The organism is Actinoallomurus vinaceus, assembly GCF_039542055.1.
GTDB classification, from domain to species: domain Bacteria; phylum Actinomycetota; class Actinomycetes; order Streptosporangiales; family Streptosporangiaceae; genus Actinoallomurus; species Actinoallomurus vinaceus.
On sequence record NZ_BAABHK010000005.1, the window covers coordinates 376,695 to 400,223 of the forward strand.

General features: G+C 70.6%; 20 protein-coding genes. 10 read left to right on the forward strand and 10 right to left on the reverse strand.

Translation table 11 applies throughout. The annotated features are described in order from the left end of the window. Positions 1 to 36 precede the first annotated feature (36 nt). Both ABEA24_RS20425 and ABEA24_RS53585 read left to right on the forward strand, forming a co-directional pair. A complete protein-coding gene (locus ABEA24_RS20425; protein ID WP_345432537.1) occupies positions 37 to 795 on the forward strand; it encodes a helix-turn-helix domain-containing protein in 759 nt (252 codons plus the stop codon). Beyond that, positions 786 to 881: a DUF397 domain-containing protein gene (locus tag ABEA24_RS53585; RefSeq protein WP_425551208.1), complete on the forward strand. Its 96-nt coding sequence runs from the start codon at positions 786 to 788 to the stop codon at positions 879 to 881. Before ABEA24_RS20425 ends, ABEA24_RS53585 begins: the two co-directional genes overlap by 10 nt. 44 nt (positions 882 to 925) lie before the next feature. On the opposite strand, the gene ABEA24_RS20430 is transcribed toward ABEA24_RS53585, so the two are convergent. The 3 genes from ABEA24_RS20430 to ABEA24_RS20440 form a co-directional block, all read right to left on the reverse strand. After that, positions 926 to 1,750: a dienelactone hydrolase family protein gene (locus ABEA24_RS20430; RefSeq protein WP_345432538.1), complete on the reverse strand. Its 825-nt coding sequence runs from the start codon at positions 1,748 to 1,750 to the stop codon at positions 926 to 928. 68 nt (positions 1,751 to 1,818) lie between these two features. Beyond that, positions 1,819 to 2,859, reverse strand: a complete 1,041-nt coding sequence (locus ABEA24_RS20435) for a questin oxidase family protein (RefSeq protein ID WP_345432539.1) — start codon at positions 2,857 to 2,859, stop codon at positions 1,819 to 1,821. A gap of 112 nt (positions 2,860 to 2,971) precedes the next feature. Further along, the gene (locus ABEA24_RS20440; protein WP_345432540.1) at positions 2,972 to 3,385 is read right to left on the reverse strand and encodes a VOC family protein; all 414 of its coding nucleotides are present in this window, start codon (positions 3,383 to 3,385) and stop codon (positions 2,972 to 2,974) included. Positions 3,386 to 3,743: 358 nt separating this feature from the next. Between ABEA24_RS20440 and ABEA24_RS20445 the strand changes: the two genes are divergently transcribed. After that, complete coding sequence (locus ABEA24_RS20445) at positions 3,744 to 6,215, forward strand: ricin-type beta-trefoil lectin domain protein (RefSeq protein ID WP_345432541.1); 2,472 nt, start codon at positions 3,744 to 3,746, stop codon at positions 6,213 to 6,215. Positions 6,216 to 6,233: 18 nt separating this feature from the next. Next, entirely contained in the window at positions 6,234 to 8,291 is a 2,058-nt protein-coding gene (locus ABEA24_RS20450; protein ID WP_345432542.1) for an NPCBM/NEW2 domain-containing protein, read from the forward strand. On the opposite strand, the gene ABEA24_RS20455 is transcribed toward ABEA24_RS20450, so the two are convergent. Further along, complete coding sequence (locus ABEA24_RS20455) at positions 8,249 to 9,232, reverse strand: LysR family transcriptional regulator (RefSeq protein WP_345432777.1); 984 nt, start codon at positions 9,230 to 9,232, stop codon at positions 8,249 to 8,251. The two genes, ABEA24_RS20450 and ABEA24_RS20455, sit on opposite strands and share 43 nt — an antisense overlap. A gap of 87 nt (positions 9,233 to 9,319) precedes the next feature. On the opposite strand from ABEA24_RS20455, the gene ABEA24_RS20460 reads away from it, so the two are divergent. Continuing rightward, on the forward strand, positions 9,320 to 10,654 hold the full coding sequence (locus tag ABEA24_RS20460; protein WP_345432543.1) for an aspartate aminotransferase family protein: 1,335 nt from the start codon (positions 9,320 to 9,322) through the stop codon (positions 10,652 to 10,654). 272 nt (positions 10,655 to 10,926) lie between these two features. Continuing rightward, positions 10,927 to 11,670 (forward strand): class I SAM-dependent methyltransferase, encoded by a 744-nt coding sequence (locus ABEA24_RS20465; protein ID WP_345432544.1) that lies wholly within the window; start codon positions 10,927 to 10,929, stop codon positions 11,668 to 11,670. 34 nt (positions 11,671 to 11,704) lie between these two features. Here the strand turns inward: ABEA24_RS20465 and ABEA24_RS20470 are convergent, their stop codons facing one another. The 4 genes from ABEA24_RS20470 to xylA form a co-directional block, all read right to left on the reverse strand. Then, positions 11,705 to 11,938, reverse strand: a complete 234-nt coding sequence (locus tag ABEA24_RS20470) for a hypothetical protein (RefSeq protein WP_345432545.1) — start codon at positions 11,936 to 11,938, stop codon at positions 11,705 to 11,707. 120 nt (positions 11,939 to 12,058) lie between these two features. Then, on the reverse strand, positions 12,059 to 12,541 hold the full coding sequence (locus ABEA24_RS20475) for a GNAT family N-acetyltransferase (protein ID WP_345432546.1): 483 nt from the start codon (positions 12,539 to 12,541) through the stop codon (positions 12,059 to 12,061). Between the two features lie 111 nt (positions 12,542 to 12,652). Next, complete coding sequence (gene xylB / locus ABEA24_RS20480; RefSeq protein ID WP_345432547.1) at positions 12,653 to 14,035, reverse strand: xylulokinase; 1,383 nt, start codon at positions 14,033 to 14,035, stop codon at positions 12,653 to 12,655. 61 nt (positions 14,036 to 14,096) lie between these two features. Further along, positions 14,097 to 15,239 (reverse strand): xylose isomerase, encoded by a 1,143-nt coding sequence (xylA, locus tag ABEA24_RS20485; RefSeq protein ID WP_345432548.1) that lies wholly within the window; start codon positions 15,237 to 15,239, stop codon positions 14,097 to 14,099. A 93-nt stretch (positions 15,240 to 15,332) separates the two neighbouring features. Here xylA and ABEA24_RS20490 point away from each other — a divergent pair, with 93 nt between their 5' ends. Next, positions 15,333 to 16,580 (forward strand): ROK family protein, encoded by a 1,248-nt coding sequence (locus ABEA24_RS20490; protein WP_345432549.1) that lies wholly within the window; start codon positions 15,333 to 15,335, stop codon positions 16,578 to 16,580. 153 nt (positions 16,581 to 16,733) lie between these two features. Then, positions 16,734 to 17,588, forward strand: a complete 855-nt coding sequence (locus ABEA24_RS20495) for a hypothetical protein (RefSeq protein WP_345432550.1) — start codon at positions 16,734 to 16,736, stop codon at positions 17,586 to 17,588. A 327-nt stretch (positions 17,589 to 17,915) separates the two neighbouring features. On the opposite strand, the gene ABEA24_RS20500 is transcribed toward ABEA24_RS20495, so the two are convergent. Further along, positions 17,916 to 20,717 carry a SpoIIE family protein phosphatase gene (locus ABEA24_RS20500; RefSeq protein WP_345432551.1) on the reverse strand — a complete coding sequence of 934 codons (2,802 nt, stop codon included), beginning with the start codon at positions 20,715 to 20,717 and terminating at the stop codon, positions 17,916 to 17,918. A 231-nt stretch (positions 20,718 to 20,948) separates the two neighbouring features. Here ABEA24_RS20500 and ABEA24_RS20505 point away from each other — a divergent pair, with 231 nt between their 5' ends. Then, complete coding sequence (locus ABEA24_RS20505; RefSeq protein WP_345432552.1) at positions 20,949 to 21,725, forward strand: SAM-dependent methyltransferase; 777 nt, start codon at positions 20,949 to 20,951, stop codon at positions 21,723 to 21,725. A gap of 31 nt (positions 21,726 to 21,756) precedes the next feature. On the opposite strand, the gene ABEA24_RS20510 is transcribed toward ABEA24_RS20505, so the two are convergent. Next, entirely contained in the window at positions 21,757 to 22,617 is an 861-nt protein-coding gene (locus ABEA24_RS20510) for an amidohydrolase family protein (RefSeq protein WP_345432553.1), read from the reverse strand. A gap of 45 nt (positions 22,618 to 22,662) precedes the next feature. Between ABEA24_RS20510 and ABEA24_RS20515 the strand changes: the two genes are divergently transcribed. After that, positions 22,663 to 23,529, forward strand: a complete 867-nt coding sequence (locus ABEA24_RS20515; protein WP_345432778.1) for a PaaX family transcriptional regulator — start codon at positions 22,663 to 22,665, stop codon at positions 23,527 to 23,529.

Sequence of the window (23,529 nt, forward strand, 5' to 3'; positions counted from 1 at the left end):
AAGGGGACAAAAATGGGCAGGGTGCCGAGCCCGGCATTGATCACGCTCGGGCGTCAAATCCGGCGGTACCGCGACGCGGCCGGGCTTCGCCAGCGCGAGCTGGCCGACCTCCTCGGCTACAGCGAGCCGTGGATGAGCGCCCTGGAGACCGGACGGCTGCTTCCGAAGGCCGACCAGATCGCGGCCATCGAGGAGGCGCTCCACATCCCGGCCGGCATCCTCATGGAGGTCTGCAAGCAACTCGACATCGACCCCACGCCCCAGTGGTTCCGCGAGTGGCGCGACGTCGAGACCACCGCCGACGTCCTCCGCTGGGTCGAGCTGTCGATCATCCCTGGGCTACTCCAGACCGAGGACTACGCGTCCGTCCTGTTGGGAGGGGACAAGGCGGCCGTCGCCGCTCGGATGGAGCGCCAGCAGATCCTGACCAGAGAGTCACCGCCACCACCAACGCTGCACTTCGTCCTCGACGAAGCAGTCCTTTATCGAGGACGAGGAGGGCCCAAGGTCATGTATGACCAGTTAATGCATCTCGTCGACTCCGTGGGGCCTCGTCTCACGATTCAGGTTGTACGCTCGGACGTGAATCCCCGATCACTTGGGGCATACATCCTCGCGACCGCTGATGGGCGCGACGTGGCGTATCTGGAGACGGCGGTGCGCGGACTGGTCACCAGCACGCAGGACGATGTCTCGATCCTTTCGTGCGCGTGGGAGTCCGTTCGGTCGTTCGCAATGCCACAGCACGAGTCGATCGATTTCATTCGCAGAACGGCGGAGGAACGATGCATCTGATCACCGACTGGCGGAAGTCGAACCGCAGCGGAGAAAACGGTGGTGCCTGCGTAGAGGTCGCCGTGGCGGAGAAGGCGGCTGGGTAGTCGGCTTCCTTCACTGGTGGTGAAAGAGGACCGGTGCTCTGGACTCAGACGCCGGTGGCCAGATGGCCTGAGATGAAGTCACGCCAGAGGGTGGTCGCCGTAGGTCTGGTCTCGCTGTGCGCACCGGCGTAGCCGACCAGTTGTTTTTCCTGTGATCCCAACCGGTCGAACAGGTCCAGTTGCCCGTCCCGAGGGAAGACTTCGTCGTCCCATTGGATGTGGAAGAGGGCGGGGGCGGTGACCCGCTGGGCGTCCTTTGCGACCCGTTCCGGTACGGCCAAGCCCTTGTCCATGGCCGCGCACTGCCGAAGACCGAACTTCCCGAAGACCACACAGCGAAGCTCGTCGCCCATGGCGGCGGCGAGGGGAAGACCGAACCGCGTCCCCAGGGACATTCCCAGATACCCGAGGCGGGACGTGTCCACGATGCCCAGAGCGCCGAGGGCGTCCACGGTCGCCCGCCATTCGTCGGTCATCCGATCGAGGACGACCTCGATCCCCTCCGCCGCGATGCGAGGCTGATACTTCTCGGCGGCCATCGGGGCGGGAACGCGGTCGCCGTGGTACGGCCCGTCGATCGCCAGTGCCGCGAAGCCGGCATGGGACGCGAACCACCGGGCCTGGCTGACGATCCGCTCACTTCGCTTGTGCCCGCTGCCCCCGTGCCCCAGAAGGACCAGGGGAGGGGCGGAGACCGCAGGCGGCAGCCACAGCACGCCCGGAACAGTACTTCCTGCCCGGACGAGCCGGAGCGACCGCTCGACGACACCGCCGTCAGAAACCTGGCGTCCGACCCACTCCAGCGCCTCGTCCATGAAGACGATCGAACCACGGGCGTAGCTCAGCGTCACCCGTTGTCCGTTGCTCATCGGCTTGCGAGACGCCGGTCCTAGTTCGTCGGTGGCGGTCACCGAGATGTGTCTCCCAGGACATGTCGTCAGAGCTCGTCGATCAGTTCGGTCGCGCGGATGACGGCGGCGAGGGCGTCGGGGTCGCCCGTTCGCCGGTAGACGTCGAGGCAGGTGTCGGCGAGCTTGATGGCGTGCTCGTCCCCGTGCCGGACGGCACGGGCGAACACCTCCTCGGCTGAGTCCGGTGCGGTGGGCAGGCTGTGCCTGGGTGTGGGTGCGGCGGGGGTGTACGCGGCGGTCACCGCCGCACTCGCGGCCCAGGCGGCGTACAGGCTCGCGGCCCACTGGGCGCGGGGCAGCGCGGGCAGGGTGCGGAGTACGGCCGTGGGCGCGGTCGCGGCGTGGACCAGCATGACGGCCGAGCCGTGCGCGTTGGGAAGGTAGTGCACGGTGGCGGCGGTGGTCAGGTCGGCCAGCAGGTCCCGGGCCCGCTCGGCGTCGGCGGCGGGTCGCAGCGCGGAGAGCGCGGCCGTCCAGCCGGTGAGGTCGGTGAGCTGGCCGAGCCGGTTGTTGATGCCTATCTTCGGCTCGGGAATGCGCGGGACGGCGGCGAGGGCCGCGGTCGGGTCGGCGGTGCCGGAGGGCACGGCGAATCCCGGGACCTGCTGCCAGCGGGCCGCCCAGTAGCCGAGCGCCTGACCGAGCTCGGCCAGGCGCGGTCCGTCTTCCTGGTCGAGCAGCGCATGGACCGCGTGGCCGGTACGGATCACTCCGTGGGTGGCGCCGGCCGCGATCCCCGGGAGCAGCCGTGGCCACCAGGTCTCCAGCACCGTACGCCAGGGCCGTTCCGTCACCTCGCGGCCGAAGAACACGAGCCAGTCACCGAGGCGATGTGGGTCTCCCAGTGCCGAACGCCAGCCGTCGGCGGTGATGGGCGAGGAGCCGCGCGGCAGCTCGTCCAGCCGGCTCTCATAGGCGTCGAGCCAGCGGTGGACCTGCCGCGCGTGCCCGTGCCGGACCATGGCCTCCACCGCCATGGGGCCATGATTGGTGAGCCAGCCTTCGAACTCCGGGCCGGTCCGGTGAAGTCGTTCGTAGGCCTCTTCAAGCGTGCCGTTGCCGTTCATGTCCCCGATCGTCGTCCACGTGCCGGTTCGCGCGCACCGGCCCTGGGGCCGAGGCGCATTCGGCCATCGGTCCTAGGGCGCGGCCGCGCTTCGGGCGGCACCCGGTGGTGTGCTACGGGCGTACGTAGGGCCGGGTCATGATCTCCATGTTGTGGCCGTCGGGGTCGTCGAAGTACGCGCCGCGGCCGCCGAACAGGTCGTTGGCCCGGCCGGGTTCGGTGTGATGGGGGTCGGCGTAGTACGTGACGCCGGCCGCTTCCAAGCGGGTGATCATTCCGCCGAACCGCTCCTCCGGTACGAGGAAGGCGTAGTGCTGCGACTGGATCGGCTCGTCGCGCTTCTCGTAGTAGTCGAGCGTCACGCCGTTGCCGAGGTCGATGGGCAGGAACGGCCCGAACGGCGCGCCGACCTCCAGGCCCAGGATCCCCGCGATGAACTCGGCCGACCGCCGCCGGTCGGTGGCGTAGACGGCGGTGTGGTTCAGCTGAACGGCGGTGACGGAGTAGTCGTGCTGGTCATGCGTCATGTGATACCTCTCCAGGTGCTGATTTTCAGGTGCCCCGCGGTGGCGGCGGGAGCGAAGATGTGGAGAGGGGAAGGCGGGCCTCGGGCCCGCCCTGGCGTCACGCGGAGGCCGGGTGCCTCACTCGTGTACGGCCCATGGCCGACCCGGCAGTCACATGATCGACCCTAGTGCCCGCGGTGAACGGGGACAAACGCCGGGGCTCGGTGGTCGCCCCCGCGTCCTCGCGCGGAGACTCGGCACGTTCGCCGCAGTGGGCCGCAATCGGCCACAAATCCCACCTTGTCCGAACATAGCTAAACAGGTACAACCAGGACGGCCACGAAATTCGAACGCGTTCGCTCACCCCTGGAGCCCCGCCATGCGTCGGATTCTTCGTACTTTCGGCATGCCGGCCGTCAGCGCCGGCCACGTCCCGCCACCCGCCACCCCGGCGGTCGCCGCGCCTATCGCGCCGAGGCGAGGGAACGGGAACCGCGGTCGTCCCGCCCTCGCCCTGTCCACCGTTCTCCTGCTTTTCGCCGCGCTTCTCCTCGGCGTTGGTCGCGCCGAGGCGGCGATCGCGAACAGCCAACTGCTGAATCCGGTCTCGGGAAAGTGCCTGGATGTTACCGGTAACACCAGCACTGACGGGACCCAGGTGGAGATCTGGACCTGCAACGGCGGCGCCAACCAGCAGTGGACGTCGACGGCCGCGAACGAACTGCGCGTGACGATCGGCGGGGTGACCAAATGCCTCGACGCGTCCGGGCAGGGCACCTCCGACGGCACCAAGGTCGTCATCTGGACGTGCAACGGCGGCGCGAACCAGCAGTGGAACCTCGCCTCCGACCAGACCATCGCCGGCGCCCAGTCGGGCAAGTGCCTGGACGTCAACGCGGGCGGCACGGCGGACGGCACGATCGTCCAGCTGTGGACGTGCAAGACGCCCGGCGACAACAACCAGAGGTGGATTCCGCCGAGCACCTCGACCAGCCTGACGATCAACGGAACCGGGAGCGGACGGGTCTTCGACGGCGTCGGCGCGATCAGCGGTGGAGGCGGTAACAGCCGGCTGCTGATCGACTATCCCGAGCCGCAGCGTTCCCAGATCCTGGACTACCTGTTCAAGCCCGGCTACGGCGCGAACGTCCAGTTGCTCAAGCTGGAGGTAGGTGGTGACGCCAACTCCACCGACGGCGCGGAGCCCAGCGTCGAGCACACCCGCGGCGCCGTGAACTGCGACGCCGGGTACGAATTCTGGCTGGGCGAGCAGGCCAAGGCGCGTAACCCCGACATCAAGCTGTACGGGCTGGCGTGGGCCGGTCCGGGCTGGATCGGTGGCGGCGACTGGTGGTCCCAGGACGCGATCGACTACCTGATCACCTGGCTGGGCTGCGCGAAGAGCCACGGTCTCACCGTCGACTACCTCGGTGGCCGCAACGAGAAGGGTCACGACAAGACCTGGTACGAGAACCTCCACCAGGCACTCGCCGACCGCGGATACGGCAACGTCAAGGTCGTCGGCGACGACACCGGCTGGAGCGTCGCCGACGACATGGCAGCCGACCCGGCCTTCAACGCGGCCGTCGACATCGTGGGCGTCCACTACCCGTGCGGCTACCTCTCCGACTCGACGACCTGCAACTCGACCGCGAACGCGCTTGCCACCGGCAAGCAGCTGTGGGCGAGCGAGAACGGCTCCCTCGATATCGACGGCGGTGCCGCCGCGCTGATCCGCTCCATCACCAGGGGCTACATCGACGGCCGGATGACCGCCTACCTCAACTGGCCGCTGATCGCCGCCCTCACGCCCAACCTGCCCTTCGCCACCGTCGGGCTGGCGGTCGCGCCGTCGCCCTGGTCCGGCTCCTACCGGCTCGGCAAGGAGACGTGGGCGATGGCGCAGGTCACCCAGTTCGTCAAGCCCGGCTGGCGGTTCATCGACTCCGCGAGCGGATACCTCGGCGGCGCCCGCTCGAACGGCAGTTACGTCACCCTGAAGAACGGCGCCGACTACAGCACGATCGTCGAGACGGCCGGCGCGAGCACCGCCCACACCCTCAGCGTCGCGGTCACGGGTGGCCTGTCCACCGGCACCGTCCACGTGTGGGCGACGAACCTGAACTCGGGCGACTACTTCATCAAGCAGCCCGACATCACGCCGTCCGGCGGCGGCTACCAGCTCACCCTCCAGCCCGGTTACATCTACACGCTCACGACCACGACCGGGCAGGCGAAGGGCACCGCCACCGGCCCCGCCCAGCACGCTCTCGCCATCCCGTACCGCGACGACTTCGACGCGTACGGGCAGGGCACCGAAGCCAAGTACGTATCCGACATGCAGGGCGCCTTCGAGGTACGCGCCTGCCTGAACGGCCGCAGCGGCAACTGCGTGCAACAGGTCGCGCCGGTCAAGCCCATCGAATGGCAGGGGGACAGCGACGCGTACGCCCTCGTCGGTGACACGACCTGGACGAACTACACGGCCTCGGTCGACGTCGACCTGCAGCAGGCCGGGACGGTCAAGCTGATCGGCCGGGCGGGCGCCCAGTCCCGTCCCCAGGATCGGCAGTCCGGCTACGAGTTCCGTGTGGGCGACGGCGGCTCGTGGACGCTCGGCAAGCGCGACACCGGCGGCACCTTCACGACGCTGGCGAACGGGACGACCACCGCCCTCGGCCTCGGCCGCTGGCACACGCTGGCCCTCAGCATGCAGGGCAGCACCATCACCGCGAAGCTGGACGGCGCCACCCTCGGCACGGTCACCGACGGCACCTACACCTCCGGCCAGGTCGGCTTCGGCGTCGCGGGCTACCAGACCGACCAGTTCGACAATCTCTCGATCAGCTAGCCCTCTGGAGCCCCCGCCATGCGTCGGATCCTTCGTACCCTCATCGTGCTGGCCGTCGGTGCGGCCGGCCTGATCTCCCCGCCCGCCAGAGCGGCCACCCCCGTGACGCCCACCGCGACCCCGCCGATGGGCTGGAACAGCTGGAACCACTTCGGCTGCGACATCAACGAGTCCCTGATCAAGGGCATCGCCGACTCGATGGTCGCGAACGGCCTGGACAGGCTCGGCTACAAGTACGTCAACATCGACGACTGCTGGATGGCCTCGAACCGCGACTCCAGCGGCCATCTCCAGGCCGACCCGACCCGCTTCCCGTCCGGTATCAAGGCCGTGGCCGACTACGTCCACGGCAAGGGCCTCAAGCTCGGCATCTACGAGTCCGCCGGTACGGCCACCTGCGCGGGCCGGCCGGGCAGCCTCGACCACGAGACCACCGACGCCGCGAGCTTCGCCGACTGGGGCGTCGACTACCTGAAGTACGACAACTGCAACAACCAGGGCCGGCCCGCCGCCCAGCGCTACAAGACGATGGGCGACGCGCTGAAGGCCACCGGCCGGCCCATCGTCTACAGTCTGTGCAACTGGGGGGAGGACTCGCCCTGGCTGTTCGGCCCGGGCACCGGCGGCAGCCTGTGGCGGACGACCGGCGACATCAGCGACTCATGGTCCAGCATGACCTCGAACCTGGACCAGCAGGCCGGGCTCGAGCCGTTCTCCCACCCGGGAGCCTGGAACGACCCGGACATGCTCGAGGTCGGCAACGGCGGCATGACCGACACCGAGTACCGCGCGCACTTCTCGCTGTGGGCACTGCTCAACGCCCCGCTGATCCTCGGCAACGACCTGCGCTCGATGAGCGCCGCGACCAAGGCCATCATCACCAACCCCGACGTCGTCGCGGTCGACCAGGATTGGGGCGGCTCCCAGGGCCGCCGGATGCGCGACCTCGGCGGCGGCCTGCAGGTGTGGGCCAAGCCGATGTCGGACGGCTCGGTGACGACCGTGCTCCTCAACCGGTCGGCGTCGGCCGCCACCGTCGCGACCAGCGCCGCCGAGCTCGGGCTGGGCGGATCCAGTTCGTACGGTCTCAGGGACCTGTGGAGCGGGACCACCTCGACCACATCGGGGACCATCTCATCGAGCGTGCCGAGCCACGGCGCGGTCATGTACCGGGTCACCCGCGCCGGGACCTCGCAGGCCGCCCAGGCCGCCGGCACCTACCAGGTCAGCGACCTCACCTGGCTGGCCTCGAGCAACGGCTGGGGCCCGGTGGAACGCGACCGCTCGAACGGCGAGCAGGCCTCCGGCGACGGGAAGACGCTCACCATCGGCACGACGACGTACGCCAAGGGCCTGGGCGCGCACGCCGACTCGGCCGTCCACCTGTGGCTCGGCGGATCCTGCAGCCGGTTCACGGCGGACGTCGGGATCGACTCCGAGGTCGGCTCCGGCCACGGCAGCGTCCGCTTCGCGGTGTACGGCGACGGCCGGCTGATCGCCTACACCGACGTGAAGTCCTACGGCGCGGCGACCCGGCTCGTGGCCCCGGTGGGCGGCGCCCGTACGCTCGAACTGCGCGCGACCGACGCCCGCGACGGCATTAACTACGACCACGCCGACTGGGGCAACGCCTCCATCACCTGCGGCGCCGCGGGTACCGCCCGCGGCGTCACCTGGACGACCTCGTCCAACGGCTGGGGCCCGGCGGAACACGACCAGTCCAACGGCGAAACGGCCGCGGGCGACGGCCAGGTGCTCAACGTGGGCGGCGTCGACTACCCGTCCGGCATCGGCACCCACTCGCAGGGCGACATCACGGTCGACGTCTCCGGCTGCACGCGCTTCACCGCCGCCGTGGGCATCGACGCCGAGACGGCGGGGAAGGGCAGCGTGAGCTTCACCGTGACCGCCGACGGGACGACACTGGCCTCGACCGGCACGCTGACCTCCGGCGCCGCCACGACCGTGGACGCCGACGTCACCGGGCACTCGACCCTCCACCTCGTGGTCGGTGACGGCGGTGACGGAACCTCCTACGACCATGCCGACTGGGCAGGTGCGCGGCTCGTCTGCTGATCTCCACCTGGCACCGCCCGTGCCTCGGCTGCGGCCAGGGCACGGGCGGCCCGGTGCTCTGGGTCGTGGCGTAGTGCGTCGAGGACGACGTTGACCGCCGCCCGCGGCGGTGAGCCGCGGCGGATCGCCGCGGTGATGGTCCGGGTGACCGGGGCGGCGAGGCGGCGGGTGACGACCCGGTACCGCGGGTCGACGGCCAGGCCGGGCAGCAGCGCGATGGAGAGACCGGCCTCGACGTGCTGCATGGTCATCATGTAGTTGCTGAAGCGGCACACCACCCGTGGCTCGAACCCGGCTTCGCGGCACAGGCGGGTGGCCAGGCTCGCCATGTAGGACCCGGGGATGTCGAACGTCCATGCCTCGTCCGCGAAGGCGGCCAGGTCGGCCGGGCCACGGCCCGCGGCGGGGTGGCCGGGCGGCGCCACCAGCACGATCGGGTCGGTGGCCAGCGGCACGATGTCGAGGTCGGGCCCCAGCGGCTGCTCGACGAAGTCCGTGGTCGTGATGATCACGTCGACGTCGCCCACGCGGAGGGCGGGCATGCTCGCGTGCGGTTCCAGCTCCAGCAGTTCGACGTCGAGATGCGGGTACGCCTCGGCGAGCCGGGTGACCGCCGGGACGGCCAGGCTGTGGATCGCGCTCTGGAACACGCCCAGCCGGACCAGCCCGGCCGGTTCCTCGCCGAGGCCGCGCAGCTCCGCCCCGACCGCGGTCATGTGGTCGAGGATCTCCCGGGCTCGCCGCGCCAGGATCAGCCCGGCCGGGGTGAGCCGCACCCGTCGCCCGGTGCGTTCGAGCAGCCGGGTGCGCGTCTCGGCCTCCAGCACGGACAGTTGCTGGGAGACGCTCGACGCGCTCAGGTTCGCGGCCTGGGCGACCGCGCGTACGGTGCCCAGCGTGTCGAGCTGAACCAGCAGCCGCAGCCGCCATGGGTTGAACATCACGCGACCATTGTGCGGTTTTTCCGAACAGGACGGCCGGAATCGTGAGATGGACGTGTCGCTCGGCGGGCTCTTACGGTCGAGGACATGACCGCTCCGACCTCCGCCCCGTCCTCCACCGAGACCTTCTGGGCCGACGCCGACCGGCACCTGGTGCGTTACGCCGGTGCCGGCGAGTTCACCCGCGAGATCATCGAACGCGCCGCCGGGAGCTTCCTGTACACCGAGGACGGCCGGAAGATCCTCGACTTCACCTCCGGCCAGATGAGCGCGATCCTCGGCCACTCGCATCCGGAGATCGTGTCCACGGTGCGGGAGCAGGTGACCAGGCTCGACCACCTCTTCAGCGGCATGCTGAGCCGTCCGGTCGTCGACCTCGCCCGGCGGCTGGCCGACACGCTGCCGCCTCCCTTGGAGAAGGCACTGCTGCTGACCACCGGGGGCGAGTCGAACGAGGCCGCGATTCGGCTGGCCAAGCTCGTCACCGGCAGGCACGAGATCGTGTCCTTCGCCCGCTCGTGGCACGGCATGACACAGGCCGCGGCGTCCGCCACGTACAGCGCGGGCCGTAAGGGCTACGGCCCGGCCGCGCCCGGCAACTTCGCCATCCCGGTGCCCAACGCGTACCGGCCCGACTTCACCACCGCCGACGGTGAGTTCGACTGGCGGCGGCAGCTGGACTTCGGCTTCGAGCTGATCGACGCCCAGTCCGTCGGCAGCCTCGCCGCCTGCATCGTCGAGCCCATCCTCAGCGCGGGCGGGATCATCGAACCGCCCGAGGGTTACTTCGCGGCACTGCAGGAGAAATGCCGCGAGCGCGGCATGCTGTTGATCCTCGACGAGGCCCAGACCGGCCTGTGCCGCACCGGCGACTGGTACGCGTTCCAGCGCGACGGCGTCGTCCCCGACATCCTCACGCTGTCGAAGACCCTCGGCGCGGGGCTTCCGCTCGCGGCGGTGCTGACCAGCGCCGAGATCGAGGAGGAGGCCCACGACCGCGGCTTCCTGTTCTTCACCACCCACGTCGCGGATCCGATGATGGCCGCGGTCGGCAACACCGTCCTCGACGTGCTGACGCGGGACCGGCTGGACGACCGCGCCGCCCGGCTCGGCGCCTTCCTGCGTGACGGCCTCGAGCAGATCGCGCGGCGGCACCCGGTGGTCGGGGACGTACGCGGCCGCGGCCTGCTGGCCGGGCTGGAACTCGTCGCGGACCCCGAGGGCCGACGCGGCTCCGATGAGCTCGGTGCGCTGGTCACCCGGCGCTGCCTGGAGCTCGGCCTGCACATGAACATCGTGCAGCTACCGGGCATGGGCGGCGTGTTCCGGATCGCGCCGCCGCTGACCGCCACCGAAGCGGAGATCTCACTCGGCCTGGCCATCCTCGACCAGGCCATCGGCGACGCGACCACCCTCACCTGAGGCCGCAGCCCTCCGTCAGGCGATCGCGGAGCGCAGCGCCGGCAGGACGTCGTCGGCGAGGCGCTCGGCCTGCGAGCGGGCGCGCGGATGCGGTCCTGACCGCCCTGACCGATCCGCAGGGCACCTGACGGCCGTCGACGGAGTCAGGGTGACGAGCCGCTCCATCAGGATGCGGAGCGCCTTCCGCGCCGATTCGGAACGGCCCGCGGTCCTACGAGAACGGTGATCGGCTACAGTCGGCGCGGCGATCGGCGTGCTGACGGAGGCGGATGATGGCGACAGCGGTCCGGCGTGGCTCGTACGGGGTGGACGCGCCGTACGTCCTGTTCGGCCTGGCGTGCGGTGCGGTGGGGTTCGTGTTCGCCGGCTTCGGCGCCGAGATGGGCCCCGGTATCGCTCTCGCCTCGGTGTTCTTCCTCCTCGCCGTCGTCATGGCCGTGAGCTCCGCGCTGTACCTCAACGCGACGCGGCGCGGGAAGTTCCAGGTGTGGTCGGAGATCCTCGACGAGCTCGCGCTGCGCGGCGACGAGCAGGTGCTGGATCTCGGCTGCGGGCGGGGCGCGGTGCTGCTCATGGCCGCGGAACGGCTCACGACGGGCCACGCGGTCGGCGTCGACCTGTGGCGCACGGTCGACCAGTCGGGCAACGCCCTCGACGTCACCGAGCGCAACAGCGTCGCGGAGGGCGTCCGCGAACGGGTCGAGCTGCGGACCGGCGACATGACGGAGTTGCCGTTCGGCGACGGGGAGTTCGACGTCGTCGTCTCCAACCTCGCCATTCACAACATCAAGTCGTCTGAGGGACGCGCGCGGGCGATCGACGAGGCGGTGCGCGTGCTCCGCCCGGGCGGCCGCCTGGTGATCGCGGACATCGTCGCCGCCTCCGCGTACCAGCGCCGTCTCACCGAGCTCGGCGTGGCCGACGTCCGCGTCCGTCCCCTCGGCCCGCGGATGTGGTGGGGCGGACCGTGGATGGGCACCCGCCTCGTCAGCGCCACCAAACCGGCCGACTCCTGACGGACCCCGTTGGTACGGCGCGCGCCATGGTCGATCACGAGGTATGGCGGTCCAGGTACTCGATCAAGCCGACCTCGCTGTGTCGAAGCCGGTCCCGCTCCTCGGCCGGGAGGGCGGCCAGCGCATCGGTGAGCGCCTCACGGCGCGACACATGGACCATGGTTCCGGTGTAGACGTGGCAGCCGGAGCACCAGGAGAGCCCGATGCAGCGTTCGTAATTCGGCGACTCGACCGGGTGGTAGCGGTACACATACGAGCGTACGGCCATGCCACAGGCAGCGCACACCCCACGATCGCCATCACGGATGAAGCTCGACAGGTCCACCTTGAGCCAGCGCTGTGGACGGCGCCGGCCGTGCGCTCTTCAATTCGCCATATGCGCATTGTGCTACAGCGGCCGGGTCAGGTGGACGATTCGCTCGCCGGTGCTCAGATGCCCCGTACGACCGGTGGGCCGAAAACCGGCCCGTTCGTACAGACGAAGGGCACGGTCGTTGCCCTCGCCGGTCCATAGTTGCAGCGACGTGTGGCCTTGACGGAGTGCCTCCTCGCGCACCGCGTCGAGCAGGAGCTCCCCGATCCGATTACCCCAGTGGTCGGGGCGGACGAACACCATGGAGATGTGACACAAGCCGGGTACGACTCCGCGTGCGCCGTCTTCCTCCCGGCCCGGCTCGGCCGCCGCCATGCCCACGAGTTCTCCGGCGCGCTCGGCGACGACCACCAGGGCGGCCGGGTCGGCCAGCTTGGCCTGAACCCGGGCGACGCGGTCCGGGCCGGGCGTCTTGTGCCTGGCGGCGTTGGCCAGCCGCCAGACTTCAAGGGCCGCAGTGAGATCACCGGGCCGGGCGAGGCGGGTTACGGTGCTCATTCGACGGCCATGCCGGCGCCGGACAACGCAGTGATCACCAACTGATCGTGCCACAGCCCCTCCCGCCGGCGGCGGTCCCTGCCGCTGCAGGGGGACCGCCGCCGTACGGGCTCAGCGGGACAGGATGTGGTCGCGTGCCTCGGCGTAGCGGTCCCGGATCGCGGGGACCGCGTCGGCCTCGTACGTCTCCAGGCCCTCGCGCTCCCAGCGCGGCGGTTCGGCCGCTCCGGACAGCGCCCAGGCGGCCTGGGCGGCCGCGCCCTCGGCGACGTACTCGCCGGTGGGCGGGACCAGCACCGGCCGGCCGAAGACGGTCGGCGCGATGCGGCGTACGGCCTCCGAGCGCGCGGCGCCGCCGATGAGCAGCACCCGCTCGGCCCGTACGCCCTGGGCGAGGAGCGCGTCGAGCCCGTCGGCGAGGCCGCACAGCATGCCCTCGATCGCCGCCCGCGCCAGGTGCGCCGGCGTCGACGTGGCCAGGCGCAGGCCGTGGACCGAGCCGGTGGAGTCCGGCCGGTTCGGCGTGCGCTCGCCCTCCAGGTACGGCACGAGCACCAGGCCGTCCGCGCCGGGCGGTGCGGACAGCGCCAGCCGGGAGACCTCGTGGTGGTCGACGCCGAGCAGGGCCGCGGCGGCGTCGAGCACGCGGGCGGCGTTCAGCGTGCAGACGAGCGGCAGGAACCGGCCCGTCGCGTCGGCGAACCCGGCGACGTCCCCGGCGGAGTCGGCGGACGCCCGCTCCGCCGCGGTGAACACCGTCCCGGACGTGCCGAGGGACACCACCACGTCGCCCGGCCGGAGGCCGAGGCCGAGGGCCGCGCCCATGTTGTCGCCGGTCCCAGCCGACACGAGCGCGCCGGCGGGCGTACGGCCCGCCGCCTCGGCCGGGCCGAGGACGCGCGGCAGCGCCGGGACCCGCCCGAACGCCATCTCCAGCAGGTCGGGCCGGTACTCCCCGGTGGCGGGGGACCAGTAGCCGGTGCCGGACGCGTCGCCCCGGTCGGTGACGAACTCACCGGTCAGCCGCCATGTGAGGTAGTCGTGCGGTAGGCACACCGACGCCGTACGGGCGGCGGCGTCCGGTTCGTTCCGGGCCAGCCAGCGCAGCTTGGTCACCGTGAACGACGCGACCGGCACACTGCCGACGGCGTCGGCCCACTTGGCCGGACCGCCGAGCTCGTCGACCAGGTCGCGGGCCGCGCCGGCCGAGCGGGTGTCGTTCCACAGCAGCGCGGGCCGGACGACCTCGCCGGCCTCCGACAGGCACACCATGCCGTGCTGCTGCGCCGCGACGCCGATCGCCGCGACGTCGTCCAGGCCGCCCGCCTCGTCGGCCGCCCGCCCGAGCGCGTCCCACCAGGCGGCGGGGTCGGCCTCGGTGCCGTCCGGATGCGAGGCCTGACCGGCGCGCACGATCCTGCCGGTGGCGGCGTCGGCCACCACCACCTTGCAGGACTGGGTCGACGAGTCGACCCCGGCCACGAGCGTGCTCATCGCCTGACTCCCGTCGCCGGCGTGCTCAACGTTCCGCCTCCGCCACCATCAGCGCCCCGGGTCACCGGGCGCCGAGGAGGTGCTCGACCGCCAGCTGGTCGAGGCGCTCGTAGTGGTACCCGCGCTCGCCCGCGGCCTCCACGTCGAAGTCGTCCTCGGCCAGGTGCTCGTACGTCTCGCCGGGCGCGAGGGTCGGCTGCGCGAGCTGGTCGACGCGGGACGCGGCGAGCGCCTCCTGCACCTCCGGGTCGGCGCGGAACGCCCGGGCCCGCTCCTTGAGGATGAGGTAGGTGCGCATGTTCGCGGCGGCGGACGCCCAGACCCCGGAGATGTCCTCGGTACGGGCCGGCTTGTAGTCGAAGTGGCGCGGCCCGTCGTACCCGCCGTTCTCCAGCAGGTCGACGAGGAAGAACGCGCTCTTCAGATCGCCGTGGCCGAACACGAGGTCCTGGTCGTACTTCGGGCCGTGCTGGCCGTTCAGGTCGATGTGGAACAGCTTGCCGTGCCACAGCGCCTGCGCGATGCCGTGCACGAAGTTCATCCCGGCCATCTGCTCGTGCCCGACCTCGGGGTTGAGGCCCACCATGTCCGAGTGCTCGAGCGAGCCGATGAACGCCAGGGCGTGGCCGATCGTCGGCAGCAGGATGTCGCCGCGGGGCTCGTTCGGCTTCGGCTCGAGGGCGAAGCGGATGCCGTAGCCCTTGTCGGTGACGTACGCGGCGAGCAGGTCGATGGCCTCGCGGAACCGGTCGAGCGCCACCCGCACGTCCTTGGCCCCGTCGGACTCGGCGCCCTCGCGCCCGCCCCAGAAGACATAGGTGTGCGCGCCCAGCTCGGCGGCCAGGTCGAGGTTGCGCATGACCTTGCGGATGGCGTAGCGGCGGATGTCGCGGTCGTTGGAAGTGAACGCGCCGTCCTTGAACACCGGGTGGGTGAACAGGTTCGTGGTCGCCATCGGCACCTTGAGGCCGGTCTCGTCGAGGGCCGTGCGGAACGCCGCGACCGCCTTGTCCCGATCCGGCTCGACCGCGAGGAGGTCGTCGTCGTGGAACGTCACCCCGTAGGCGCCGAGCTCGGCGAGCCGGTGCACCGCCTCGACCGGGTCGAGCGGGGGCCGGGTGGCGTCGCCGAACGGGTCGCGCGCCGGCCAGCCGACGGTCCACAGCCCGAAGGTGAACTTGTCCTCAGGGGTGGGTTCGAACATCTCGTCTCCTCAATTCGTTCAGGCTCTGGACTAATTAAAACCCGCAGGTGCCGAGTGTCAACAGGGGAGATGTTCAATGATTAGTCTGTGAACATGCGCAATGAGATCACGCCCGTCCGGCACGGCACCATGCGCGCCCGCAACCTGGCCGTGGTGCTGGGTGAGATCTCCCGCAGGCAGCCGGTGAGCCGCGCCCGCCTCGCCGACGTGACCGGCTTCACCAAGACCACCGTATCCAGTCTCGTCGCCGCGCTGAAGGACGCCGGTCTCGTCCGCGAGGACGGGCCGGTACGGGACGGCGAGCGCGGCCGTCCCGCCACGGCCGTCTCGGTCAACGGCGACCGCGTCGCGGGCCTCGGCCTGGAGGTCAACGTCGACTACCTGGCCGCCTGCGTGCTCGACCTCGGGCGGCGAATCCGGCACCGGCACATCGTCGCCGCCGACAACCGGGGCCGTGACCCCGAGCGCGTCATCGGCGCGCTGACGGACCTGGCCGAGACGGCGATCGCCGCGGCGGGGGAGCAGGGCCTGACGGTCGCCGGCGCGGTGGTCGCGCTGCCCGGCACCCTCGACCGGGCCGGCGGCCGCGTACGGACCGCGCCCAACCTCGGCTGGCGCGACGTCGCCGCCGAGGACCTGCTGACCGCCGGGCTGCCGCCGCTCGCGCTGCCCGCCGACCAGGACAACGAGGCGAACCTCGCCGCTCTCGGTGAGTTGTGGTTCGGCGACGGCCCGGACCTCGGCTCGTACGTCCACGTCTCCGGTGAGATCGGCGTCGGCGCGGGCATCGTCGTGGACGGCCGGGTGTTCCGCGGGGCGCACGGCTTCGCCGGCGAACTCGGCCACGTCGTCGTCGACCCGGACGGCCCGCCCTGCGCGTGCGGCGGCCGCGGCTGCCTGGAGCAGGCCGCGGGCCAGGAGGCGATCCTGCGGGCCGCGGGCATCCCGGACGTCACGGCCACGTCCACCGCCGGCCCCGACGGTCCGCTCGCCGCCCTCGTGACCCTGCTGCGCGGCGGCGACGAACGGGCGCTGTCCGCGGTACGCCGCGCGGGCGAGGCACTCGGGCAGGCGCTCGCCGCGGCCGTCAACCTCCTCGACCCGGACACCATCGTGCTCGGCGGCATCTTCTCCGCGCTCGCCCCCTGGGCGCGCCCGGCGGTGGAGGCGGCGCTCGCGCGCGGCACCGGCATCGTCCGGACCGCGCCTCCCCGGCTGACCGTCTCGCGTCTGGGCGGCGACGCCGCCGCCCTGGGAGCCGCCGCGCTCGTCGTCGAACGCGTCATGAACGATCCCGCGCTTCTTCTCGCGGAGATATCGGCACGGCCGGACGGACGGTGACGGGAGGGATCCGTCAGAGTCACGGAAAACGACGGTCCGGTGGCATGTTTCCGTTTCGTGATCAAACGTCGGACAACCCGGTGTCGAAGAGGTTCGTCTTCTCTCTCGCGTGAAGATCACGCGAATCCATCATTCGACCCACAGGTGATTGCTTTGCGACGTATCACCCTCGGCATCCTCAGCGCTTCGGCGGTGATGTGCACGCTCGCAGCCGTGCCGCCCGCCGCGCTGGCCGAAACGGCGGCCCCTGGCGCGTCCCAGGCGCGACTCGACCAGAGGCCCCTCTCCTTCAGCAGTTTCACCGTCTCGTACGACCCGTACGCGAATGTGACGATCAACGGGGGTCTGCGCAGCGATTCCGCCATTTATGACGCGCTGCCGCTAACGATCGAGTACTCGTTCGACGGAAAGACGGGCTGGACCGTCAAGAAGACGGTCACGGCGGACACGGGCGCCAACGCGTTCAACACCACTTTCAACTACAACCAGTCCGGTTACTGGCGGGCGCGGTTCGCCGGTAACGCGACGTACCAGGCGGCGACCAGCCCGGTGCGCAAGGCCTGGCGCTGGCGGACCGAGATCCACTCCTTCAAGGTCTCGCCGAAGAAGGTCCGCAAGAACCGGTACGTGACGGCGAGCGGCCGCCTGATCCACTGGACCACGATCAGCAAGCACAGCGGCTACGCCGGCCGTAGAGTCCGGATCATCTTCCGGTTCAAGGGCAAGAAGACCTGGTACCACCTCAAGTGGACCAAGACGAACAGCAAGGGCTACTTCAAGCAGAAGGTCCACGCGTACGGCAGCGGCTACTACGCCGCGGTCTTCGAAGGTGGCAAGGGAACCTTCGCCACCGGCTCGGACAACACGCCGTACGTGAAGACCTACGGCATCGGCGGCGGGTCCGTCGCGGCGCAGACTGTCCCCGGTCCGGTCGTGAACTGGACGCCGTCCCCGTCGTCGTCGGCGGTGTCCGCCACGGCTCCGCAGCTCTCGGCCCGCCGGGACTGATCGGAGACACCGAGCCTCTCGAGGCCGATCGGGCGTCGCCCGTCCACCGCGGTGGACGGGCGACGCCCGTGTCGCACCGGCCCGACGAGGCTCACCGGATCCGTTAAGTTGATCATGATTCGTGAGGGAGACTCATTTGCCTCGGTCGGCGAGCGAACGGGAAGGGGGCTCGATGACGATGGACGCGATGGTCCCGGACGGCCTCGACACCGCCACCCCGAACGTGGCCCGCACGCACGACGAGTCCCGTGTCGAGTGGCTGCACCCTCGCACCCTGACGCCCAGGGCCCACATGCCCTGGGCGCGACATGGGTGTCGAGTCGGAGGTCACAGGGCGGTGTCGTCGAACTGCTCGAGGAGAGCGTCGGCCAGTGTGCCGCCCGGGGCGCTGTGGGCGCCGTCGTCGAGGGACTGTTCGGCCCATATGACCTTGCCCTCGGATGTGTACCGCGTCCCCCAGCGCTGAGAGAGCTGCGCCACGAGGAACAGTCCCCGCCCGCCTTCATCCATGGTCGCGGCGCGGCGCAGGCGTGGTGAGGTGCTGCTGCCGTCCGACACCTCGCAGGTCAGGCCGCGTCCGTGGAGCAGCCTTACCCGGATCGGCGGTGATCCGTACCGGATCGCGTTCGTGACCAGCTCGCTGACGATCAGTTCGGTTGTGAAGGCGACCTTCTCCAGCCCCCACTCCCGCAACGTCTCTCTGAAGTGCTCGCGCGCGGTGGCGACCGCTGCGGCGTTGGCCGGCACGTCCAATTCGGCCACGCGCGAGGGCGGGAGCAGCTTGGTGCGCGCTACCAGCAGTGCGATGTCGTCGGTGGGGTGCGTCGGAATGACAGCGTCGATCACCACCTGACACGTCTCCTCCGGACTGTGTCCCTCGGTCCGCTCCAATGTCCGGCGCAGTTCGTCCAGCCCGCCGTCGATGTCGCGGGTCCGGTCCTCGACCAGCCCGTCGGTGTACAGCACCAGTCGTGCGCCCTCTGGCAGGCGCAGCTCGACGGTTTCGAAGGGGTGGCCACCGAGTCCGAGCGGGGGTGATGCCGGTACGTCCGGAAAGGTGACTGTTCCATCCGGGAACACCACCGCCGGGCCGAGGTGTCCCGCACGGGCGATCGTGCACCCCCCTGTTACCGGGTCGTAGATCGCGTACAGGCACGTGGCTCCCGTCACCTCGTCCGCTCTGTGGCCTTCGGTGTCCTCGCTGGTGCTGTCCTCGTCGTCCATGCGCGTGACCAGGTCGTCCAGGTATCCGAGGACCTCGTCCACCGGGAGGTCCAGCGCGGCGAAGTTGTGCGCGGCGGTGCGCAGCCGCCCCATCGTCACCGCCGCGTGCAGTCCGTGACCGACGACGTCACCGATCGCCAGCGCCACTCGTGCCCCTGGCAGGGGGATGAGGTCGAACCAGTCCCCGCCTACTCCTGCCTTCGCGGGCAGGTATCGCCAGGCCACATCCAGGGCTTCCTGTTCCGGCTGCCCCCGCGGCAGCAGACTCCGCTGCAGCGTGGCCGCCATCGCGTGTTCCCGGATGAAGCGCCGCGCGTTGTCGATGGCCACCGCCGCCCGTGCGGTCAGCTCCTCCGCCAGCAACAGGTCCTCCTGCTCGAACGCCGGCGCATCCCCCACCCGGAAGAAGCTCGCCACGCCCAGCGGAATGCCCCGTGCCTGCAGCGGCACGGTCACCAGCGAGTGGAACCCGTACTCCAGCGCCCTCTCGGCGCGCTCCGGGGCCTGCTCCTGCCATCCCCGCGCCTGCCGCAGCTCCGCCCTCAGCACCCCGCAACCCCGCTCCAACGCTTGTATCTGGGGCGCCGCCGACGTATACGTGATCCGTTCACCCACCGGCCACAGGGGCGACGTCGGCTGATCGCCGCTCTTCGCCGTACGCCGCAGATGCCGCAATCTGTCCGCCGTTGGCTCCTCCCCTCGCATCACCGCGTCCAGTAGGTCCACCGTGACGACGTCGGCCAACTGTGGTACGGCCACCTGAGCCAGTTCCTGTGCCTCATGGACCATGTCCAGCGTGGTCCCAATCCGTATTCCCGCCTCATACAGCAGCTTCAGACGCTCCCGCGCCACCTCCGCCCGCCCGGTCACCGCAGCCAGTTCGGTGGTGTCCCGCAACGTCACCACGCTGCCCCCCTGAGCCCCGTTCAGGAACGTGGGCCGCTTGTTCACCGCCAGCAACCGGTCCTCCGCCCGATGCACCTCATCCGTGACCGGCTCCGCCGACAGCAGCAATCGCGATATCCGCTCCGGCAGCCCGAGGTCCCGCACATGCCGCCCATCCGCGTCCGCCGGCAGGCCCAAAAGCCGCTTCGCCTCGTCGTTGGCCAGCACCAGTCGCCCATCGGCATCGGTGATCAGTACGCCTTCTCGCACCGCGTGCAGGACCGCGTCGTGATGCTCGTACATCCGCGTCATTTCCGCCGGACCCAGGCCGTGCGTCTGCCGCCGCAGCCGCCGTGATACCAGCGCCGTCCCGGCGGCAGCCACGGCCAGCGCGGCCGCGCCGCTCCCCAAGGTGATCGGCAGTTGCGGCGTCCACTGTCTCGCCACGGCCTGGACCGTGAGCCCGGCGGACACCAGGCCGACGACCGCGCCCCTGTCATCGGTCACCGGGACCACCGCCTGGACGTAGGTTTTCCAGCCCACCGGTACGGGCGGCCCGCCTGCCTCCTCAATGACGATGTGGCCCTTCAGCGCCGGTTGGATGTGGCCGACGAACTTCCCGCCGATCGCGCTGGTGTAGGGGAACGTGTAGCGGATTCCTTGGGTGTTCATGACGACGATGAAGTCCACGCCCGCTACCTTGCGGGTCGCTTCGGTGCGCGGTTGCAGCACCGCCGTAGGGTTCGGGCTGCGCAGCGCCTGGACCAGGCCCGGGGACTTCGCGAACGCCACGGCCGTGGCGAGCGACACTCGACGCGCCTGCTGCAGGGCGTGATGCGCCGCCTGCCGCACCTCCATCGTCACCGTGGCCGCGACCAGCAGTACCACGATCACGACCTGGAGAAGGAACACCTGCCCGGCGGCACTGCGCGGGTTCAGCAGTGAGACGCGACGTTCAAGCGAGCGCCCGACGAACGGATGACGGAACGGCATCCGATATCGCCGGAAAGGTGCCCCCATGTCCCATTCATAGCACTACCCTGAGAGGCCGGACGGACCGCCCAGCGCCGTAGCGAGCACCACGCCTGGCGGTCGGTGGTGGCAGCACCGGCGGAGGCATGACCGCCGAGGTGGCGCTGCGCGCCCGTGATCAGGGCGGCCCGGCGAGGCTCACCGGATCCGCTACGTTACTCATGATTCGTGAGGGAGACTCATTTGCCCCGGTCGGCGAGTGAACGGGAAGGGGGCTCGATGACGATGGACGCGATGGTCCCGGACGGCCTCGACACCGCCACCCCGAACGTGGCCCGCATGTACGACTACTACCTGGGCGGCAAGGACAACTTCGCGGCCGACCGCGAGGCCGCGAGCCGGATCCTGAAGGTCTTCCCCGACACCCCGGTCGCCGCGCGCGCCAACCGGGACTTCCTGCGCCGGGCCGTGCGCCACCTCTCCGCCGCCGGGATCTCCCAGTTCCTCGACATCGGCTCGGGACTGCCGACGCAGGGCAACGTGCACGAGGTCGCCGCGGACGCGCGGGTCACCTACGTCGACAACGACCCGATGGTGCTCTGCCACGCGCGGGCCCTCCTCGGGGGCGCGTCCGACGTCTCGATCATCCAGGCCGACCTCCGGAAGCCCGAGTCGATCCTCGGGCACCGTGACCTGAACCTGGATCTCTCGCGGCCCGTGGCGCTGCTGCTGGTGGCCGTGCTGCACTTCGTCACGGACGACGAAGCGCCGTACGACATCATCGCGCGGTTCCGCGACGCGCTGCCCTCCGGCAGCCACGTGGTGATCTCGCACCTGACCACCGAGGGCGTTCCGGAGGAGCACGTGCGGGCCGGGCGTGCGGCGTACAAGAACGCGACCGCCCCGATCGTGCCCCGCCCGCGCGCGGACATCCGCCGGTTCTTCGACGGCCTCGAGCTGATCGACCCCGGGCTCACCCGCATCGCGGAATGGCGCCCGGACGATCCGAACACGCCGCGCTCGCACGGCTTCGCCGGCGTCGGCCGCAAGCACTGACCGCCGGTACCGTTCCCCTGGCCCGTGCGGGTCACTCCGGAACGTCGAGGCCGTACACCCGGACGGCGTTGCCGGCCAGCACGAGCGCGGCGGTCTCCTCGTCCGGGCAGAGCGCGGCGACGGCGCGGGCGTTGGCCGCGATGCCGGGCACGCCGGGCCAGTCGGTGCCGAAGATGAACCGCCGGCACAGCCGCGAAAAGTCGTACCGCGCGTAGTACTCGGGCAGCCGGCGCGGTGGCAGCCCGGACAGCTCGATCCAGACGTTGTCGCGGGACAGCGCGAGGAACGCCGCCGCGTCGTACCACCAGCCGCGCCCGCCGTGGGCGAGGACGACGTTCAGCGTCGGGAAGTCGCGCAGCACCGCGTCGAGCAGCACCGGGTCGGCGTAGGAATTGGTGGACCCGGGGAAGCTGCTGGTTCCGCAGTGCACCACGACGGGGATTCCACGGGAGCGGCACACCTCGTACGCCGGGTAAAGCGCGCGGTCGTCGGCGGCGAATCCGCCGTGCACCGGGTGCAGCTTGAGCGCCACCGCGCCCAGCCCGAGCTGGCGTTCGAGTTCTTCCGCAACGGGAAAGTGATAGTGCGGGTTGATGTTCGCGACCGCGCGCAGGCGGCGCGGGGCGTGCGCCGTGAGCGGCAGCAGGTCCTCGATCGGCTGGATACCGGTGGCCTTCGGGCTGTACTCGCACAGCATCAGCGCGATGTCGACGCCTTCGGTGTCGAGGAGTTCGACGAACCGCTCCGGGATCGGCGTGCCGCCGGAGTCGAAGACCCGGTCGAGGACGGCCGCGTCGCCGAACTCGGTGGCCCAGCCTCGCCAGGCGGCCTTGAGCGTCGGCAGACGGGCGGGATGTGTGTGGGCGTCGATGAGCGGGCGGCCATCGAGCACGATGTGTTCCTGCCTCTTTGTCACGGTTTCTACAAGGCGCCAATTATGCACCTGATTTATGTAGAATTAAGTGTGACCGCCCCGCGACCCACGCTGACTCGACGGCACGCCCTAGGCGAGACGAGCGCCCGTTCTCTGTTGCTGACCCTACTGGGTGAGTTCGTCCTCCGGAATCAAGAGCCGGTATGGACCGCGACTCTCGTAGAGGTGCTCGACGAACTCGGCGTCGAGGAGAAGTCCGCGCGGCAGGCCTTGGCCCGTACGGCGGCCGACGGATGGCTCACCTCCGAGCGGGTCGGCCGGACCGTCCGATGGTCGCTCACCCCACCCGGGCGGCAGCTCCTGACCGAGGGCGCGGAGCGGATCTACACATTCGGCACCACGACCGCGCCCTGGGACGGGGTGTGGCTCATCGTCTACGTCTCCGTTCCCGAGTCCAAGCGCCGGCTCCGGCACAAGCTCCGCACGAAGCTGAGCTGGGCCGGCTTCGGCTCGCCCGGCCCAGGGATGTGGATCGCGCCGTCGTCGGCGCGCGAGGCGGAGGCGCGCTCGGTCATCGAGGGACTGGGCCTGGAGTCCGGCGCCCTGTCGTTCACCGCGCGGTTCGCCGGGGTCGGCAGCGAGCGGGCGATGGTCGAGCGGGCGTGGGACCTGGAGGGCGTGGCCGCCCAGTACGAGGCGTTCATCGAGGCGTTCAGCGCCCCGCGCCCCGCCTCCCCGGAGTCGATCATGCTGGCGCAGACGCGGCTCGTCCACGAGTGGCGGCGGTTCCCGTTCCTGGACCCCCGCCTGCCGTCGGCGCTGCTTCCCTCGGGCTGGATCGGCGACCGGGCCCGCGATCTGTTCGACGCCCGGCACGGCGAATGGGACGCGATCGCCCAGCAGCGCTGGCGCGCACTCGCCGCGGGCTGA